The organism is Colwellia sp. MB3u-45 (genome assembly GCF_014077005.1).
In the GTDB taxonomy this organism is placed as follows: domain Bacteria; phylum Pseudomonadota; class Gammaproteobacteria; order Enterobacterales; family Alteromonadaceae; genus Cognaticolwellia.
Window position 1 is genome coordinate 73544 of the sequence record NZ_JACGVC010000049.1, and the last position, 16954, is coordinate 90497.

A 16954-nucleotide genomic window follows, 5' to 3' on the forward strand; every position below is an offset into this window, starting at 1 on the left:
GCAGCGTTACGTTTAAAATATATTATTTTGTTCTACCCTTATAGTCACAATGAGTTATATGCTCTTTAATAACCAGAGTAAGTTGTGAAGTACTCATGAGTTATTCCTCATGATATAAGTAAACCGGCACTGATCTCAGAATAGGTTTTTCTCCAATCACTACTTTAAACGAGCTACGGGTATTTTTATTTTCTTTAATTTTATAGCGAACCTCAACATCTACATCTTTCACATCACCCTCACACAATAAATAAATAGGAGATGAAATTTTTTGTGTCAGAATACTTTTTTCTGATTCACTGCCATCTTTATGCTTTATTATTACCGGCTCTTTTAGTTTAAAGTTTCCGTCCATCGAGCTGTAATGTTTGTCGTAATATAAGGCGAAGGTTTTAAGATGTTTATATTTTTCCAAAGTCTCTCGGTCATATTTAGCTTGCTCTGAGGTGAATTGAGATAACAAGGCTTTAACATCTTCATATGTTTTGCGATAGTTTGGCCGTTGCCAAGTGCCACTGTATGAAATACGGCTATATTGCTGTTTATGCACATTTAAACGACGTTTAACTTGTTTAATATTGGCTCTAGGTCTGCCAATAGCGCGCAATAATTCTTTATTCATCGGTGTCCAATTGCCGTCAACTTTTGTTCTAGCGTCAACAGTTGAAGCTAGTAACTCACCAATAAGATGTTTTGTCTCATTAATATCCATAATGGTTTCTTCACATTCTGTTGGCAATGCAATAACCGCATGAAAAGTTTCCGTACTACCTGGTAACGCAAAAGAACTGGGTGCATCGTTATACTCTAAAGCGAGCACTTTTTGTAAGGCGGTCACTATTTTATATTGCTCTGAAAACCCCTGCTCTTTTTCGTTGAACCTTTGTTCTTCTATAAATAATAGTCGACCATTAAATTTGCAGTAATTTACAAAAGTTTTTTGTGCTAAATCTAAAGTAGCAAAATAGCTTTTAAGGGTTTGACCTATTTCATCATAACGTTGTTCAAAGCTGATTTTTTGTTTTGTCATGGTAACTTGAGGTTGGCTAAAGAAGGATTAAAATGATTCTACCAAGATATACTGTATAAATAAACAGTGTGCGGGTGAAAGTTAACACTGGCTAAGATAATAAATTAGTTTGATGTCTACAGAGGCAAAATATTCTAACCAGTCTTAAAAATCATACTGCAATAACTAAGAATAAAAACTCGCTCTTGATTAGAAAAGCATACAACCGCCAGACAACTAATCTGACTCACAAGTTAAAATTAATTCCGCTGATAATTCATTTGATAATTTATAAAAAACATCAAAATGTTAAGTGGCTTATTGTTTTGTGCACAGCTGACACTCACTTTAAAACAGGTTAGTTATATACCAAAGCTGCTGAATGGCAGGTGTCTAGGTAGATATAACTGTCGAGTATAAACTTAGCATCTTTGTTCGTAGCGGATAGCGCATAGCTCAGTATTATTTACCGTAACAAATACTGAGTTATGCAATGTCACCTGCACTATTTTTTCAACCATAATTCAATATCTTGACGATGGGGAATAGAGCCACTGTGCACGTTTATTTCATCAATAATTATGGCCGGTGTACTCATTACGCCATAGGCCATAATTATTTCGGGATCAGTCACTTTATTTATTTGGATATTAATATTAAGTTCACTGGCTATTTTTGAAATTATTTCTACTGTTTTTATACACTTAGCACAACCCGTACCTAGTACTTTTATTTCTTTCATTAGCGTTTCCTATTTAATGTAAAACTAAAATAAAGCGTTAAAATTCAACGCTTAAATAAATGGTGTTAAAAAATTAAAAATCCAACCAATTAATGTAAATGCGATAAGTAATAGCATAAAAAGCACGGCCAATAAGCGCCACTGCATCACTTGCTTTAATAAAATAAACTCGGGAAAACTTGCAGCAACAGTGCTCATACAAAAGGCGAGTGTTGTACCAATAGGCAACCCTTGCTTAATTAAACCTTCCATAACAGGAATAACGCCAGTGGCATTAGAATATAATGGTATGCCAAGTAATACCGCAGCGGGAACCGACCACCACTGACCATCACCTAAATGTGCTTGAATCCAACCGTCAGGCACAAAACCATGCAAAGCAGATCCTAAGCCCACACCTATGATGACCCATTTCCATACCCGAGAAAATATTTCTAACATTTCTTGTTTAGCAAAAGTATGTCTTTCTTTAAAGGATAAAGCTGCTGGTCGTTTGGCTTTCTCTGTAGAAGCGTTTTTGCCTTGTGCTAAAGCTTTTGCAGCAAAAGATTGCAACCAACGTTCCGCTTTGATGGCATCAAGAAAAACGCCGCCTAAAATACCTACCGACATACCCACAACAACGTAAAGCACAGTAAACTTCCAACCTAATAAACTCAGTAACAATAATACGGCTACTTCATTAATTAGCGGTGATGTAATGAGGAATGACATAGTTATGCCCACAGGAATACCCGCAGAAGTAAAACCTAAAAATACCGGAATGCTTGAACAAGAGCAAAAGGGTGTTATTGCGCCGAAACTTGAGCCTAATAAATAACCGACACCTTTATGTTTACCGGCTAAGTAATCACGAACACGCTCTACATTCATTGAGGCTCTTAACAAGGCAATAGCGTAAATCATCACAAGCAACAAAAAAAATATCTTAGTGGTATCTTCAATGAAGAAATGTAATGCGTCGCCTAATTTTGTTGCTTTTGACAGACCGAATATATCAACAACTAACCACGAGGCTAGATCTGTAAATACTTGAAACATAAACGTTCCCTATTGGTTTACCTATAACTAAAAACTAAAACAGGTAGTAAAGTTTATTCTATAAAGATAGATATAAAGTGCTAAAACTAAAACATCGGGTAGCAATAAATTTATCCAGCACAAAAATGTTAATGCCCTGCTAAGAAAAAATGATGAAATAATAACTTAGGGCCTTTAAATAAATGATGGCCTCAAAAAATCGCCATTAACAATAGAGCCATGACAAAGCAAAATCGACCACAATATTTTTAAATATACTCCTTCTACTTCACGTAGTTACCTTGATGAAAACACGATAACAAGTTAACTTAATGTCGATATTTCTTCTTGCAGTTTAAAGCGTACAAGTTCTGCTAAAGTTTTGACCTCAAGCTTTTTCATGACTTGTGAGCGGTGTACTTCAACTGTCCTTTCACTTATACCAAGGTCATGAGCAATAACTTTGTTCATTTCACCTTTTGCCACACGCTCAAAAATTTGCCGTTCGCGTTCAGAAAGTAAGGCCAGTTTACTTAGTGTAATGCTACGATCATGTTGTTGCTTACTCCTACTAGCATCAATCAAAAGGGCTTGATTAATTCTGTCGAGTAGGTCTTGCTCTCTGAAGGGTTTGCGGATAAAGTCAAGTGCGCCTTGGCGCATAGCCTCAACCGCCATAGGAATATCGCCATGACCGGTAATGAAAATGATGGGCAGCGCAGCGCCCAAGTTGTTCAGTTGTTTTTGTAAGTCTAAGCCGGTCATACGCGGCATGCGAATATCTAGAATAAGACAACCGCGCATTGTCTTGTCGTAGTCATCTAAAAAATCAGCCGCATTGCTGTATGATTTAACTAATTGCCCTGTAGTTTCTAACAACAGACTTAAGCCTTCTCGAATCCCTTCATCGTCGTCAACAACATACACTATTTGTGCTATTTGCATATTAGCTGTCTCGCTTAGTGGTAGGTAAAGTGAAATAAAATGTTGCACCACCATTTTTATTATTAAAAAATTTAATCAATCCGTTATGTGCCTCTATAATCGCTCGACTGATCACTAACCCCATGCCTATGCCCGTTTCTTTGGTGGTTGAAAAGGCTTTAAATAAACTGTTTCCAGCTTGCTCTGATATGCCATCGCCGCTGTCAACAACCCCAATTTCTAATTCATTACGGTTATTCATCTTAGCTTTTAAGAAAATTTCATTACCATTACGACAATTAATTGCACTCATGGCCTGCATACCATTGCGCAGCAAGTTTAATATAACTTGTTGAATTTGCAATACATCGATCTTAACCATAGGCAGTTTTCTTGCAATAACTAGCTCTATTTTAATATCATAAAAGCGAGCTTCAGCTTGGGCAAGTTGAGCAACCTCAGTGATTAAATCATAGCAGCCTACCAATTTTTTCACCCGATTATGTGGCTTAGCCATTGACTGTATACGCTCAATAATTACACCAGCACGCTGCGCATGTTGACTTAATTTGTCAAACACCTCGGGTACACGTTCGTATTGACCACAAGCCAGCAAGCGTTTTCCTGCTTGCGCAAATAAAGAGATTGCCGCAAGTGGCTGATTAATTTCGTGGGCAATGCCAGACGCCATTTCTCCCAGTGCATTTAAGCGAGCCACATGCGCCAATTTTTCTGTCTGCAAACGAGCGCTATCTTCAGCAATGCGTTGTTGATAAATGTCACTCGAAACCCCCTCAATACGCAGATCATTTGCATCCATAATAAAGCGATAAGTCGTTCCCGGTAATTTTTGAAACAAGGTTGTTAAATACTTGGCTTTGTTTTTTAATTGCTGAGTTCTAATTCTATTCATCAATGCTTGATAGACCAACAGCCCAGACAATACACTCAGTAATAAGCTAACCGTTAAATGACTATTGAATTGACTACCTTGATCAAAGCTTAACGCAAAAAGCGAATACCCTTCCCCGCTGCCATTCAGCCAAGTGGCATATTGAATGGCCATTACACCCAGCCCAGTTAATAAAGCCAGCCACAAAGCAACCGTCTGCGATAAATTTTGCAGAAAAACAGATGCTTGTATAAGGCGTGGCTCGGTCTTCATAAGGCTCTGAATGAACTTGAAAATGAAATCAGTATATTGAATTTTAAACCCTGAGCCAATTGTGGTTATCCACATAAGCGTGTGGCAATCACCAATTGTTAAGGGAAGTTATTCACTGATAAATTATGGGTACTTATTAAATTATTGAGCATGTTCGAGTAAACGGCTTAGTGCATGTTCTACAAACACCATTAATTCAATTGGGCTAAACAAGCCAACATAAGCTAACACAAGCTAATACAAGGCCACTTACCCCAATAAGCAGCAGTAATTGCCGGTGACTACACATGTGAGGAATGTAAAATGAAAAAAGAAAATTCGCAATATGATGCTATGGATAAAACGCTACATGCCGCTATGTCTAAATTGACATCAGGGTTATCACCAAGCGCACTAATGGCCGCCTATGCTGATTGGGCTGTTCACTTAGCTTTATCACCAGGTAAACAAGCTCACCTTATGGAAAAAGCGACTAGAAAGTCTACTCGACTCGCAGGCTATCTTAGCGAGTGCACAACACAGAAAGGTCAAAATCAGCCTTGCATAGAGCCTTTACCCTTCGATAAACGCTTTAGCGACCCAACTTGGCAAACGTGGCCATTTAATCTTTTATCCCAGTCGTTTTTACTCAACCAACAGTGGTGGTCAAATGCAACAACCGATGTGAACGGTGTCACTCAACAGCATGAGAATGTGGTTGAGTTTGCCACTCGGCAAATGTTGGATATATTTTCACCGTCAAATTACTTGCTGACCAATCCGCAATTACTGGAACAAACTAAACAAGAAGGTGGTCAAAATTTAGTCCGGGGTATGCAAAACCTGATGGACGACATGCAACGCCATATTGGTAATAAAAAACCTGTGGGTACGGAAGAATATGCGGTTGGTAAAAATCTGGCTGTTACGCCAGGAAAGGTGGTTTATCGCAACCACTTAATTGAATTAATTCAATATACCCCTGTAACAGAGCAGGTTCGTCCAGAGCCCATTCTAATCGTGCCAGCATGGATCATGAAATACTACATTCTTGATTTATCAGCTAAAAACTCGCTAGTAAAATACTTAACCGAGCAAGGGTTTACCGTGTTTATGGTCTCATGGAAAAACCCAGACCAAGACGACCGTGATTTAGGCATGGCTGATTATCGCAAGTATGGCGTTATGGATGCCATCGACACCATAGGTAAAATTACCGGTAAAGCGAAAATCCATGGTATTGGTTATTGCTTAGGCGGTACATTACTCTCAATAGCCGCGGCTGCTATGTCTAGAGACGGTGACGATAGAATTCAATCACTTTCATTATTAGCCACTCAAGTCGATTTTTCAGAAGCCGGTGAATTAATGTTATTTATTAATGAAAGCCAGGTTAGCTTTTTAGAAGACATGATGTGGGAACAAGGCTATTTAGACGCTAAGCAAATGTCGGGCGCTTTTCAATTACTGCGCTCAAATGACTTAATTTGGTCGCGCATGGTACATGATTATTTAATGGGTAACCGCACGCCGGTTAACGACTTAATGGCGTGGAATTCCGACACCACTCGTATGCCGTATAAAATGCATTCACATTACTTACGTAAGCTATTTTTAGATAATGACCTGACTGAAGGTCGCTATCTTGTAGATGATAAACCCATTTCTATTTCTGATATCCGCGCTCCTGCATTTGTTGTTGGCACGCAAAAAGACCATGTGGCCCCTTGGCAGTCAGTTTATAAATTTCATTTATTGAGTGATACTGACGTTACCTTTTTGTTAACCAGCGGTGGCCATAATGCCGGCATAGTGAGCGAGCCTGGGCATCCACGCAGAAGTTACCAAATAGCCACCACTAAAAAAGATGCTAAATATACTGACCCAAACAGCTGGGAAGCTAAGCAAGCACATCATGAAGGATCATGGTGGCCAGAGTTAACAAAGTGGCTGCATAACCATTCCAGTAAATTAACTGCCCCGCCTACCATGGGCGCGCCCAACAAAAAACTTAGTGTACTTTGTGATGCCCCTGGCACTTATATATTTCAAAACTAAAAGCTTGAGGAAAAGCAAGATGAAGATACTCGAAGGAAAACGAGGGTTAGTGGTAGGTATTGCCAATGAGCAATCTATCGCAGCGGGCTGTGCTAAGGCATTTGCACTAGCAGGTGCAAAACTTGCTATCACCTATATTAATGAAAAAAGTAAGGCCTATGTTGAACCCGTGGCAACTGAGGTTAACGCCGAAATATTGTTACCACTGGATGTACAAGATGACAGTCAACTTGATGCTGTTTTTCAGCGTATCGCTACAACGTGGGGCGAGTTAGATTTTATTTTACACTCAATTGCCTATTGTCCAAAAGACGACTTACATGGACGGGTCACTGATTGTTCTCGAATAGGCTTTTCTCAAGCAATGGATATTTCTTGCCATTCGTTTATCCGTATGGCCCGTAAAGCAGAACCTTTAATGAAAAATGGCGGCTGCTTACTCACGGTTAGTTACTATGGCGCAGAAAAAGTGGTCGAACATTATAATATTATGGGACCAGTAAAAGCAGCGTTGGAATCGTCGGTACGTTATTTAGCCGCCGAACTTGGTCCAGCAGGTATTCGAGTTAATGCGCTTTCTCCGGGCCCATTACAAACACGCGCAGCCTCTGGCATCGCTTTTTTTGATGAGCTGATCAATGACGCAAGAGCGCGAGCACCTAAGCGCCAACTAGTCACTATCGAAGACGTAGGCAACATAGCCACCGGGCTTGTCAGTGACGCGGCTAAAAGTGTTACCGGCAATATTACCTTTGTTGATGCCGGTTATCACGTGTTGGCTTAAACGAGGAAATGTCATGGAATATATTGAAAACAAGACCTTTGATGAAATAGCTGTCGGCGACATAGCAGAACTGACTCGGGTACTTAAACCGCAAGATATTGAATTGTTTGCCGTCATGTCAGGCGATGTTAACCCTGCCCATGTTGACCTAGAATATGCAAAAGCGGATATTTTTCATAAAGTAATCGCCCATGGTATGTGGGGTGGTGCGCTTATATCAGCCCTATTGGGGACACAATTACCGGGTCCAGGCACCATTTATTTAAATCAATCTTTGAGTTTTAGGCGTCCGGTTAGTATTGGTGACAAGGTATTAGTACGGGTGACAGTGATAGAAAAAATTGCGGACAAAAAACAGGTATTGCTTAAATGTGAATGCCTAAATCAGGACGGCGAATGCGTTATCATAGGCGAAGCTAGGGTTATAGCGCCGAGCGAGAAAGTACGCCGACCCAGAGTGATATTACCTGAGGTGCATTTACATGAGCACGGGGCGCATTATCAGAAATTACTTGAATCAACCAAAGACATTGCCCCCATTAGAGTGGCAGTGGTGCACCCTTGCGATGAAATATCCTTGCTTGGAGCCATTGAGGCAAAACGCCAAGGGGTTATTGAGCCCATTTTGATCGGCCCTAAAGATAAAATTATTGCGGTGGCCAGCCAAGCCGGTTGCAGCTTGGCTGGCATAAAATTGATTGATGCACCACACAGTCATGGTGCAGCGGAAATTGCCGTTGAAGAAGTGCGAAAAAATAATGTTGACGCCATCATGAAAGGTAAATTGCATACTGATGAATTAATGCAAGCTATATTACATAAAAGCAAGGGGTTACGTACTGAACGCAGAATGAGTCATATATTTGCATTAGACGTGCCCACTTACCATAAACCACTATTTATTACCGATGCCGCCATCAATATCGCTCCCGATCTAAACGCCAAGCGTGACATTGTACAAAACGCTATCGATTTACTGCATACTTTAGGCATAACCCTTCCTAAAGTAGCGATTTTATCTGCGGTTGAAACGGTTAATTCAAAAATACTTTCAACCCTAGACGCCGCTGGATTATGCAAAATGGCTGACCGCAAGCAAATAACGGGCGGTATAATCGATGGACCCTTGGCATTTGACAACGCTATTTCAAAATCTGCTGCGGCGGCTAAAGAGCTAGTATCAGAGGTTGCCGGTGACGCCGACATTTTAGTCGCACCCGACTTAGAAGCCGGCAACATGATCGCTAAACAGCTGATATATTTAGCGGGTGCAGAATCTGCCGGTATTGTACTTGGCGCTACAGTACCCATAATTTTAACCAGTCGGGCCGACGGAACACTTTCACGACTTGCCTCTTGTGTGTTAGCTCAGCGCTACGTCGATTATACTAAGAAGACTATTTTATGAACGATGCGGTACTGGTTATTAACGCAGGATCGTCGAGCATCAAGTTTGCGCTTTATAGCTTTGCCACCCCTAGTTCGCAGGCATTACTCAGTGGTAAAGTCGTCAATATTGGTCAAAGTCCGACACTTTATGCCATAGACGCTAAAGGCAATGATTTAACCAACAACGACCTTGCTGCATTTAATGATCAAACGACACATGAAGCGCTAATAAAGTGGCTGATTGAGTGGCTTAATCACCATAACCAAGGTTATAAAATTAAAGCTGTTGGTCATCGTGTGGTACATGGCGGTCGCGACTTTTTAACGCCAACAATACTTACAGTTAGCGTAGTTAAACACTTAAAGACACTGATCCCACTGGCGCCACTGCATCAAGGGCATAACCTTGCCGCTATTGAAGCCTTTTTTAACTGGGCTCCTGAATTACCCCAAGTTGCTTGTTTTGATACCAGTTTTCATTCGACACAACCCGCGCTTGCACAACTGTTTGCTCTACCGCGCGAATATAGCGATAAAGGCATTATTCGTTATGGATTTCATGGTCTTTCTTATCAGTATATTGCCAGCTGTTTGCCACAATATTTGGGCACACTTGCCAATGGACGCGTTATTGTCGCTCATCTAGGCAACGGCGCGAGTATGTGCGCCTTAAAGCAAAGACAAAGCGTAGCAACAACTATGGGCTTTACAGCGCTCGATGGTCTAATGATGGGCCAACGTTGCGGCAGCCTTGATGCCGGTGTTGTTATCCACCTTTTACGCCATTATAAAATGAGTGTAGAAGAGGTAGAACACATGCTCTATAAAGAGTCTGGACTACTGGGGGTTTCGGGTATTAGCAGCAACATGCAAGTACTAGAACAAAGTAACGACCCACAGGCAAAACAAGCCATTGACTTGTTTTGTTATCGCGCTGCTCGCGAACTTGCTGCTCTGGTTAGCACCTTATGTGGCATTGATGCCATTGTTTTTACTGCCGGTATTGGCGAAAATTCCGCGGCCATACGCGGACAAATTTGTCAGCACTTAACTTGGCTTGGGATTAGTTTAGATGCAAGTAAAAACCGTCAGCATAAAAGCGTTATTAGCCAAGATGACTCAAGCGTTAAGGTGCTAGTAATACCCACAAACGAAGAGATTATTATCGCCAAAGCGACCCAAAAATTACTTATGGGTCGCTAAACGCCTTACTTCAGCAGCAATGAATACAGGATCAAAGTCGCGTCTTCTGGATGAACTTTAGCGGACATACCCAGATGTTCAGCTAATTTTTTTATACGATAATTACTGCTGAGTTCAATTGAAAAAAGACGTTTTATATTATTGGCCTTTGCATGCTCAAATAACGAATGCAGTAACACAGTCGCAACCTCCTCATAGGGATAATCATCTGCAACGGTTATTGCCATTTCACTTTCGCCCGGCACTTTGTCAGCCGCGTAGCGACACATTCCAATTTCTTTTTCGCCTTCTCCAGTTTTAATCGTCGCGATATAAGCCATGGTATCTACATAGTCGATATTACTCAGCACGTTCAACATGGAAGGCGATAATTCTTTTAAACCTTCAAAAAAGCGTTCATATTTTGTTTGCATTGATAGCTTTTTTACAAAGGCTGCTTCTAAGTGCTTGTCTTCAGGAGTGATGGGCCGGATGGTGATCTCAAGATCGCCAATAGTCACGTTTTTATGATCGCTGGTCAGTTTTTCAGTCATGCTAAATCCTCTTGATGCAAACTTAATTGTTTATGGTGATTGTAAGTAATGATAGAAGAATTTTGTGACTTAACCATTGGGGATTCCCTCTAAAGCACTGTGGTTTGTACTTATACCAAGGGGGAATACCTATACTGATGATTTTTATTATTTTTTTTCTTATGTTATGTGGGCATTATTTCTTATTTAAGACAATGTGCTTGCATCTACAGTGATCACCTAGGTACCTAGTGAGATAAGGTGAAAAGTCACTAAGGGGAAGCCACATTCAAATGTCGGACATCCCTAATATTGGTAAAACAAATACCAAGGTACAGTTTGTTCGATCGCAACACTTAAAGCGTGCATTACAAGCCAAATGTTGCAGATCAAAAAATCCCCCAATATATGCTAGTTGCCACCGATTCAATATAACAAGCATAAACACGACCTTTTATGGAAATGAATGATGAAAAAACCTGTCATTAGGTTAATGGCGTTTAGCCTTATCGTTATTGTGATCGCAGCTTTTTCTTGGCAATGGTGGCAAAGCCAACAAACATTATTGCCTGCAGATATTGCAACAGGTAACGGCAGAATAGAAGCCGATCAGATTGATATTACGACTAAGTACGCCGGCCGCGTTAAACATATTTTAGTTCAGGAGGGTGACCTGGTTACCCTTGATCAAGTGCTAGCTAACATGGATACCACAGAACTTGATGCACAGTTAGCACAAACACAAGCACAAGTTCTGCAAACACGGGCTGCTGTAGTCGAAAGTTCCGTATTAATAGCGCAACGAGAAAGTGAATTAACCTTGGCAGAGCTTGAATTCAAGCGTGTTGCTGCGTTAGTTAAAACCGGCGCAATATCACAAAGTTTGGCTGACCAAAAGCAAACCATTAAAGCGACTGCCATTGCGGTTTATAATGCAGCTAAAGCCCATGTAAACACACTTGAACAATCAGTATTGGTTGCTCAAGCCGAAGTCAAACGTGTGCAAACACAAATTGACGAAGCCGTGCTTAAATCTCCTGCAATGGGACGAGTACTCTATCGATTAGCGCAACCCAACGAAGTATTAGGCAGCGGCGGGAAAGTATTAACCATTATTAATCTTGGCGATATATATATGGAGGTTTTTCTCCCCTCTGCACAAGCCTATTTAACCCCCATAGGCGCTCAAGCTAGGGTGAAACTAGACATACTCGATATCGCTATTCCAGCACAAGTAAGCTTTGTTTCTCCTGAATCACAATTCACCCCCAAACAAGTTGAAACACAAAGCGAGCGCGATAAATTAATGTTTCGAGTCAAATTACGCATACCTCAAGCTTTGGTATTAAACCATATTGAGCAAGTTAAAACGGGCGTGCGCGGGGTTGCGTATATTCGCTTGTCAGCAACTAAAGGGAAACAAGCCTCTGCTTGGCCGGTATTTTTACAAAAATTGCCCGATGATATTAATCCTGCCGAACAAAGTAGTCAGTAGAGGACACCTTAAGTGAGTAAAACAATGCAAACGGTAACGCGTATCCAAAAAGTTACTCATCATTATCATAATACCCTAGCGCTTGACGATATTACGTTAACTATTTCTGCTGGCATGATGGTCGGATTACTAGGCCCTGATGGTGTGGGTAAGTCAACGCTGATGGGCTTAATTTCTGGCGCACGAAAACTGCAACAAGGTCAATTAACCGTCTTAGATGGCGATATGGCCTTAGCGAAACATCGAGAATTAATTGGTCCTCGCATTGCTTATATGCCACAAGGTCTGGGTAAAAACTTATATGCAGAACTGAGTGTAGAAGAGAATTTAGACTTCTTTGCAAAATTATTTAACCAGCCTGCTCATGAGCGCAAGGCGCGAATTGACAAGTTAACAAAAGCCACCCAATTACACGCTTTTTTATCACGTCCGGTTAAAAAACTCTCAGGTGGCATGAAACAAAAGCTTGGCCTGTGTTGCGCGCTTATTCATGATCCTGACTTACTGATATTAGATGAACCAACTACGGGTGTCGACCCCCTTTCAAGACGACAATTTTGGCAACTTATTGCGTCTATCAGGGCACAACGCCCGACCATGAGTATATTAGTCTCTACCGCCTACATGGATGAAGCTGAAGGTTTTGACTATTTAATTGCCATGGATGCCGGACGTGTTCTTGATACCGGTACGCCACAGGAAATAAAAGCTAAAACCCATACCATGGATCTAGAAAGCGCGTTTGTGCGTTTATTACCGCAAGAAAAACGGGCTAACCATAGTAAATTGATCATCCCACCCTTTAAAAAAAGTAACGCGTCACCTGCAATTATAGCTAAAAATTTAACCCGACGTTTTGGCGATTTCACCGCAGTAAATGATGTCAGTTTTGAGATACAAGCAGGAGAGATTTTTGGTTTTTTAGGCTCAAATGGTTGCGGTAAAACCACAACCATGAAAATGCTCACAGGCTTGCTGTCGGTTAGCAGTGGTGAGGCCTACTTATTTGGTAAAGCGGTCAATGCAAACGATATACAAACACGTCAACGCGTTGGCTTTATGTCACAGACTTTTTCATTGTATGGCGAATTAACCGTAGCGCAAAATCTGACTTTACATGCGCGTTTGTTTCACCTCGCCCCAGCTCAAGCAGCACAGAGAATTAACACACTCACTAAACGCTTTGGTTTGCATACCTACATGGATGAAGCTGCCGCGTCTTTACCTCTGGGTATGCGCCAACGTCTGTCGCTTGCAGTAGCGGTTATTCATCAACCAGAAATGCTCATTTTAGATGAACCTACGTCAGGTGTTGATCCCGTTGCCCGAGACCAATTTTGGGCTTTATTAGTTGAGCTGTCGCGCACCGACAAGGTGACTATTTTCATCTCTACCCATTTTATGAACGAAGCCTTACGCTGTGATCGCATTTCATTGATGCATGCCGGTGAAGTACTTATCTATGGTACCCCTGAGCAATTGATTGAGAAAAAAGGCGCGGAGACTTTAGAGCAGGCATTTATTGCCTATTTAGAAGCAGCGATTAAACAAAAAAAATCCATTGAAAATATACCTTCATTGCCTATCCCAACCTCACCTCCAGAGCTAGAGTTGCCGCCATCAAATAAAGAACGTGCCAAACATAATCGATTTAGCTTTCATCGGCTATTGGCTTACAGTTACCTTGAAACTATGCAAGTATTGCGCGATCCGATACGCCTTGCCTTTGCCTTTGTCGGCAGTGCCATATTATTGATAGTCATCGCTTATGGTATTTCACTCGATGTAGAAAATTTAAATTACGCCGCGTTTGACAATGACCGTAGCCCAGAAAGTCGTCAGTATTTAAGCAATTTTCAGGGCTCACGTTATTTTGTTAGTCGCCCTGATGTTCATAGTAATGATGAGTTAGAGCAACGTTTAACATCCAATGACATTACGCTGGCACTTGAGATCCCTGCCGGATTTGGCCGAGCGCTTAAAAATGGCGAGTCGCCTAGCGTATCTGCTTGGATTGACGGCTCTAACACTATTCGCGCTGGCACTATTGCCGGTTATGTCACAGGCGTGCACTTGCATTATATTACCGAGCTAGCCAACAATGCAGGTATTGACGCCAGTGCCTTGGCAAAGGTTAACTTAGCATCGCGTTATAGATACAATCCTACTTTTAAGACCGTTTTTTCGATAGGGCCTAAAACACCCGCGATGTTGTTGCTATTGTTTCCCGCTATTTTAATGGCCGTTAGCATCTCTCGAGAGAAAGAAATGGGCACCATTACTAACTTTTATGTAACACCCACCAACAAACTAGAGTTCTTACTAGGTAAACAACTGCCTTACATAGTTATAGGCATGCTTAATTTTTTCATTTTAACCTTTATGGTGGTTTTTTTACTGCAAGTGCCATTACAAGGCAGCTTTTTTGGTCTTATGCTCGGCGCCTTGTTTTATGTGTTTGCAGCCACAGGTTTTGGCTTGCTGGTGGCTTCAATCACCCAAACCCAAGTGGCTTCAATTTTTGCTACCGCGATCTTATGTATGCTACCCACCTTACAATTTTCAGGCATTGTGCAACCCACTTCAACACTTGAGGGTGCGGGACATATTATTGGCACAGTTTGGCCTGCTACTTATTACATGCATTTAAGTGTTGCCGCTTTCACTAAAGGCCTGGAGTTTGGTGATTTAGCGAAAGACATTATTTTACTGGCCCTTTTTGGTCCTGTCTTTATCGCTATAGCCGCTACCTCACTTAAAAAGCAGGAGCACTAATTGTTGAATACTTGGCTCAATATCTATTGGTTAGGCACAAAAGAATTACGTAGCCTATTAAGCGACTTCATCATGTTGATGCTCATTGTTTACTCGTTTAGTTTGGCCATATATGCCGAGGCGACAGCCATTAGTGAATCGGTACATAATGCGTCAATTGCGATTGTTGATGAAGACCAGTCGGCCTTGTCTGGCACCATTGCTAACGCGCTCTATCCACCCTATTTTAAAACGCCAATATTTATTTCGGCCGCTCAAACAGACCGAGCAATGGATCAAGACAAATTTATGTTTGTGGTTACCATTCCGCCTAAGTTTGAGCAAAATGTGCGTCAGGGTCGTCAACCTACAGTGCAAATAGATATTGACGCTACGGCAGTCACACAAGCCAGTATAGGTAATGGCTATATACAGAGTATTATTAGCCAAGAAGTGAATTATTTTTTTAAGCGCTCAGACCAAAGCACCGCCTATCCAGTAGAACTTATTATGCGCCAAGCCTTCAATCCAAACGGCAACGGCATGTGGTTTAGTGCTATTAATGCACTGCTTAATCAAATCACTATGTTAACCATTATTTTGACCGGCGCAGCACTGTTGCGTGAACGCGAGCATGGCACAATTGAACACTTATTGGTGATGCCTTTGAATGCATTTCAGATAGTGATGGCTAAAATTTGGGCCAATGGCTTAATTATTTTGATCGCTTTTACTTTGTCGATGTTTCTGGTGGTAGAAAATATACTCGACATCCCCGTTGCCGGTTCAAAATTCTTGTTATTATTAGGCACTTCTGCCTACCTTTTTGCCGCTGCTGCTATTGGTATATTTTTAGGGACTATTGCGCAAACCATGGCGCAATTTGCACTTTTGGTGCTTATGGTTATTATTCCTATGGTGATGCTCTCGGGCGGCTTAACACCGATTGAAAGCCAACCTGATATCATTCAACCCTTAACTTGGTTATTACCTTCAAGACACTATATGGAGTTCTCTCAAGCCGTCGTTTTTCGTGGTGCAGGCATTAATTTAGTCTGGCCACAATTGACTATTATTATTGCGCTTGGTGCAGCATTTTTTATCGCCAGCCTTGCCATGTTTAGACGTTCTTTAAAAAGCATGACATAGCTAGGTCAAAGCACATACCTATTGTCGCTTATCTTAAATGTTTTGTATTCGTTTTATATTCTTGCCTTTTTTAGCAAAATAAAGCCTAACGGTGAGAAACTTGATCACTATCAAAGTTTATTAGCTCACTTATATGATAAAAAAGACCATAACTAGGCTTAACCAAAGAGAAGATTATGCGATTTGAAAGCGCCAGAGATGCACTTAAACATGCGAATGAATTCCATCAGAAATTAGTTGTTTTTTATCAAAAATTAGCCAAAGATGAAAATATGCCAAGAACACAGTTATTATTGGAATATATGATCAGTGAGGAAAAGAAATTAGCTGAATCATTAGCTAATTATGAAAAAAATACGCCATCGGGTGTTTTAGATACTTGGCTACAATATGCCAATGATCAAGAAATTTTAAAACTGCCAATAGTCAAAAATCATCCATCAACACAATCGATGGATGATATTTTAGAATTATCCATGCAAATGAGTGATGAACTCATAGCAGTATATCAAGTAGTAGCAGAGCAAGTTGACGAGCATAAGGTCAAAGACATTTTCAATAACTTAGCTGACATGCAATGGCAAAAACAAAAACGCATATCAATGAATTTTGATAGGTTTATGGATATCTAGCCTACCTGAGCAGGCCACAAGTTTTCTCTCTAAAGAAGCAATACACAATAACTTTGCCTTAGCATAAAAAATAGCGACATCTGCTACTGACAACTATTCGTTATCTTGATTTGTATCAAAATATCGCCTTCAAAAAAGC

The 16954-nt window shown here is 40.9% G+C and carries 14 protein-coding genes; 8 read left to right on the plus strand and 6 right to left on the minus strand.

Annotated features, from left to right (window positions below; genetic code table 11):
* Positions 1 to 100: 100 nt before the first annotated feature.
* The 5 genes from H4J41_RS11370 to H4J41_RS11390 all read right to left on the minus strand — a co-directional run bounded on the left by H4J41_RS11370 (position 101) and on the right by H4J41_RS11390 (position 4860).
* On the minus strand, positions 101 to 1030 hold the full coding sequence (locus tag H4J41_RS11370; RefSeq protein WP_182137970.1) for a hypothetical protein: 930 nt from the start codon (positions 1028 to 1030) through the stop codon (positions 101 to 103).
* A gap of 484 nt (positions 1031 to 1514) precedes the next feature.
* Positions 1515 to 1751 carry a thioredoxin family protein gene (locus tag H4J41_RS11375; RefSeq protein ID WP_182137969.1) on the minus strand — a complete coding sequence of 79 codons (237 nt, stop codon included), beginning with the start codon at positions 1749 to 1751 and terminating at the stop codon, positions 1515 to 1517.
* 51 nt (positions 1752 to 1802) lie between these two features.
* Positions 1803 to 2792 carry a permease gene (locus tag H4J41_RS11380; protein WP_182137968.1) on the minus strand — a complete coding sequence of 330 codons (990 nt, stop codon included), beginning with the start codon at positions 2790 to 2792 and terminating at the stop codon, positions 1803 to 1805.
* Between the two features lie 303 nt (positions 2793 to 3095).
* Positions 3096 to 3716 (minus strand): response regulator transcription factor, encoded by a 621-nt coding sequence (locus tag H4J41_RS11385; RefSeq protein WP_182137967.1) that lies wholly within the window; start codon positions 3714 to 3716, stop codon positions 3096 to 3098.
* Between the two features lies 1 nt (position 3717).
* A complete protein-coding gene (locus tag H4J41_RS11390) occupies positions 3718 to 4860 on the minus strand; it encodes a sensor histidine kinase (RefSeq protein WP_182137966.1) in 1143 nt (380 codons plus the stop codon).
* 303 nt (positions 4861 to 5163) lie between these two features.
* Between H4J41_RS11390 and H4J41_RS11395 the strand changes: the two genes are divergently transcribed.
* The 4 genes from H4J41_RS11395 to H4J41_RS11410 are packed head-to-tail and all read left to right on the plus strand — an operon-like array spanning position 5164 to position 10273.
* A complete protein-coding gene (locus H4J41_RS11395) occupies positions 5164 to 6897 on the plus strand; it encodes an alpha/beta hydrolase (protein WP_182137965.1) in 1734 nt (577 codons plus the stop codon).
* Positions 6898 to 6916: 19 nt separating this feature from the next.
* Positions 6917 to 7681: an enoyl-ACP reductase FabI gene (gene fabI, locus H4J41_RS11400; protein WP_220461019.1), complete on the plus strand. Its 765-nt coding sequence runs from the start codon at positions 6917 to 6919 to the stop codon at positions 7679 to 7681.
* A 13-nt stretch (positions 7682 to 7694) separates the two neighbouring features.
* Positions 7695 to 9089 (plus strand): bifunctional enoyl-CoA hydratase/phosphate acetyltransferase, encoded by a 1395-nt coding sequence (locus H4J41_RS11405; protein WP_182137964.1) that lies wholly within the window; start codon positions 7695 to 7697, stop codon positions 9087 to 9089.
* Complete coding sequence (locus H4J41_RS11410; protein WP_182137963.1) at positions 9086 to 10273, plus strand: acetate/propionate family kinase; 1188 nt, start codon at positions 9086 to 9088, stop codon at positions 10271 to 10273. Before H4J41_RS11405 ends, H4J41_RS11410 begins: the two co-directional genes overlap by 4 nt.
* A gap of 5 nt (positions 10274 to 10278) precedes the next feature.
* Here the strand turns inward: H4J41_RS11410 and H4J41_RS11415 are convergent, their stop codons facing one another.
* Positions 10279 to 10806 (minus strand): GNAT family N-acetyltransferase, encoded by a 528-nt coding sequence (locus H4J41_RS11415; RefSeq protein WP_182137962.1) that lies wholly within the window; start codon positions 10804 to 10806, stop codon positions 10279 to 10281.
* A 445-nt stretch (positions 10807 to 11251) separates the two neighbouring features.
* On the opposite strand from H4J41_RS11415, the gene H4J41_RS11420 reads away from it, so the two are divergent.
* From H4J41_RS11420 to H4J41_RS11435, 4 genes are all read left to right on the plus strand, one after another.
* The gene (locus H4J41_RS11420) at positions 11252 to 12280 is read left to right on the plus strand and encodes an HlyD family secretion protein (RefSeq protein ID WP_259364571.1); all 1029 of its coding nucleotides are present in this window, start codon (positions 11252 to 11254) and stop codon (positions 12278 to 12280) included.
* A 24-nt stretch (positions 12281 to 12304) separates the two neighbouring features.
* Positions 12305 to 15055 (plus strand): ribosome-associated ATPase/putative transporter RbbA, encoded by a 2751-nt coding sequence (gene rbbA / locus H4J41_RS11425; protein ID WP_182138018.1) that lies wholly within the window; start codon positions 12305 to 12307, stop codon positions 15053 to 15055.
* Positions 15056 to 16183, plus strand: a complete 1128-nt coding sequence (locus tag H4J41_RS11430) for an ABC transporter permease (RefSeq protein ID WP_259364570.1) — start codon at positions 15056 to 15058, stop codon at positions 16181 to 16183.
* A gap of 176 nt (positions 16184 to 16359) precedes the next feature.
* The gene (locus H4J41_RS11435) at positions 16360 to 16815 is read left to right on the plus strand and encodes a hypothetical protein (RefSeq protein WP_182137961.1); all 456 of its coding nucleotides are present in this window, start codon (positions 16360 to 16362) and stop codon (positions 16813 to 16815) included.
* Positions 16816 to 16954 lie beyond the last annotated feature (139 nt).

Excerpts from the sequence above, each read along its gene's own strand:
- H4J41_RS11415 (WP_182137962.1), bottom strand. The coding sequence starts at position 10,806 with ATGACTGAAAAACTGACCAGCGATCATAAAAACGTGACTATTGGCGAT.
- H4J41_RS11410 (WP_182137963.1), top strand. The coding sequence starts at position 9,086 with ATGAACGATGCGGTACTGGTTATTAACGCAGGATCGTCGAGCATCAAG.
- H4J41_RS11370 (WP_182137970.1), bottom strand. The coding sequence starts at position 1,030 with ATGACAAAACAAAAAATCAGCTTTGAACAACGTTATGATGAAATAGGT.
- H4J41_RS11380 (WP_182137968.1), bottom strand. The coding sequence starts at position 2,792 with ATGTTTCAAGTATTTACAGATCTAGCCTCGTGGTTAGTTGTTGATATA.
- H4J41_RS11395 (WP_182137965.1), top strand. The coding sequence starts at position 5,164 with ATGAAAAAAGAAAATTCGCAATATGATGCTATGGATAAAACGCTACAT.
- fabI (WP_220461019.1), top strand. The coding sequence starts at position 6,917 with ATGAAGATACTCGAAGGAAAACGAGGGTTAGTGGTAGGTATTGCCAAT.
- H4J41_RS11435 (WP_182137961.1), top strand. The coding sequence starts at position 16,360 with ATGCGATTTGAAAGCGCCAGAGATGCACTTAAACATGCGAATGAATTC.
- H4J41_RS11375 (WP_182137969.1), bottom strand. The coding sequence starts at position 1,751 with ATGAAAGAAATAAAAGTACTAGGTACGGGTTGTGCTAAGTGTATAAAA.
- H4J41_RS11385 (WP_182137967.1), bottom strand. The coding sequence starts at position 3,716 with ATGCAAATAGCACAAATAGTGTATGTTGTTGACGACGATGAAGGGATT.
- H4J41_RS11390 (WP_182137966.1), bottom strand. The coding sequence starts at position 4,860 with ATGAAGACCGAGCCACGCCTTATACAAGCATCTGTTTTTCTGCAAAAT.
- rbbA (WP_182138018.1), top strand. The coding sequence starts at position 12,305 with ATGCAAACGGTAACGCGTATCCAAAAAGTTACTCATCATTATCATAAT.
- H4J41_RS11420 (WP_259364571.1), top strand. The coding sequence starts at position 11,252 with ATGATGAAAAAACCTGTCATTAGGTTAATGGCGTTTAGCCTTATCGTT.
- H4J41_RS11405 (WP_182137964.1), top strand. The coding sequence starts at position 7,695 with ATGGAATATATTGAAAACAAGACCTTTGATGAAATAGCTGTCGGCGAC.